Raw genomic sequence first — 1,781 nt, forward strand, 5'->3', positions numbered from 1 at the left:
ATGAAGAACTGCGTGCCCGCCACCCGGTCCAGCAACAGCAGCACCGTGGCCGCCGCCAGCACCGGCACGAACAGCACGTTGAGCACCGCGCCGTAGAACAGCCCCCACACCACCAGCGGCATCCGTCCCCACGTCATCCCCGGCGCGCGGCAGCGCACCACCGTGACGACGAAGTTGAGCCCGTACAGGAACGCGGACACGCCCACGCACAGCACCGCCACCGTCACCAGCGTCTGCCCCAGCCCCGGGGTGAAGGCGGGCGTCGCCAGCGGCGGATACGACGTCCACCCCGCGCTCGCCGGCCCCAGCCGCACCACGAACGACACCAGCATCAGCGCGCCGCCCAGCGCATAGGCCCAGAAGCCGAACGGCGACAGCCGGGGGAACGCCATCTGCCTGGAGCCAATCGCCAGCGGCAGCACGAAGTGCCCCAGCGCCCCGAAGAGCAGCGGCGTCACCGCGAAGAAGATCATCAACAGGCCGTGCATCGTGAACACGGCCGTGTACGTGGGCGGGGTCAGCGCGCCCTTCGACTCGGGCAGCACCCACCCGAGCCCCGGCACCGGCTGCCCCGGCCACGCCCACTGGAAGCGGATGAGCATGGCCAGCAGGCCACCAATCAACAGGAACAGGAACCCGCCCCACAGGTACTGCCGCGCCACGCGCTGCGGGTCCGTCGTCCAGAGCGACTTCACGAACGCCCCCGCCTTCATGGCGTCCTCCACACCCAGCCCCAGTGGGCCGCCGTGTCATCCGGGTCGTAGGCCTGCGCCGCCTTGAGGCTCGCCTCGCGCAGCCAGGCCGCGTAGGCCTCCGGCGACAGCGCCGTCAGCATGCCGCGCATCCGGTAGTGGCTGGTGCCGCAGTGCTGGTAGCAGGCCACCTCCCACGCGCCCTCGCGAGCGGCCTGGAACCAGGTCTGGTTCACGCGGCCCGGGATGGCGTCCAGCTTGACTCGAAAGGCCGGCAGGCTGAACCCGTGCACCACGTCCGTGGAGACCAGCTGCACCCAGACGGGCACGTCCGCCGGCACGCGCAGGTCGTTCCACGTCACCACGTCGTCCTTCGTGCCAAACGCCCCGTCCGCGCCCGCGTACCGCGCCTCCCATGACCACTGGTGCGCGTTGATCTGGATCCGCACCGTGCGCGGATCCTCCGTGGGGACGCGGAAGTTCCACAGCACGTCGTTCAAATATCCCTGCGAGCCCAGGAACAGCGTCCCGTCCACCACGCCGAACACGCCCACGGCCAGCCCCAGCACCCACGCCCTGGAGCGCCGCGTGCCCCCATCCGGCGCCACCTTCCGGGCCCCCCGGAAGCGCACCACCGCCAGCAGCAACCACCCGAGCATCACCGCCGCCAGCGCCACGTCGAAGACATGGTTCGTGGCCAGCAGCGCGTCGATGCGGCCGCCCGTCGCGCTCGCGTTCTCCGGAGGCGCCAGGCTCCAGGCGCCGCGCGCGGGAGGCACCGCCAGGGGCGCCTGCGCATCCGGGGGAGCGGCGTCGCTCGAGAACGGCGGGGACACCGCGGGGGACTCCTCCATCACGGATGCTCCTGTTCCACGGGGGCCGAAGCCCGCTCGGCTCCTGGCGCCTCTTGTCCCGCCCGCCGGGCCGCCCAGAGCCCCACGCCCACCAGCGCGAAGGGCACCAGCATCAGCGCCAGCAAGAGCTCGCCCGCTCCTCCCGGAGACTCCGGAGCCCGGGCCGTGCACGAGGGACACGCCGCCGCCACCGCCGGCCCCAGTCCTCCGAGCAGCCCCGCCAGCGCCCGGAGGC

General features: G+C 72.5%; 3 protein-coding genes. All 3 read right to left on the reverse strand.

Going from position 1 to position 1,781, the window contains the following annotated elements:
• On the reverse strand, positions 1-713 hold a 713-nt coding region (locus tag D7X55_RS39155), incomplete at its 3' end, for a cbb3-type cytochrome c oxidase subunit I (RefSeq protein WP_199747340.1).
• Positions 710-1,546, reverse strand: coding sequence for a cytochrome c oxidase subunit II (locus D7X55_RS39160; protein WP_120553034.1), 837 nt, complete (start codon positions 1,544-1,546; stop codon positions 710-712). The genes D7X55_RS39155 and D7X55_RS39160, both read right to left, overlap by 4 nt.
• Positions 1,546-1,781: hypothetical protein (locus D7X55_RS43770; RefSeq protein ID WP_199747341.1), on the reverse strand; the 236-nt coding region annotated here is incomplete at its 5' end. The genes D7X55_RS39160 and D7X55_RS43770, both read right to left, overlap by 1 nt.

This window comes from Corallococcus sp. AB049A (genome assembly GCF_003668885.1).
Taxonomy (GTDB): Bacteria; Myxococcota; Myxococcia; order Myxococcales; family Myxococcaceae; genus Corallococcus; species Corallococcus interemptor.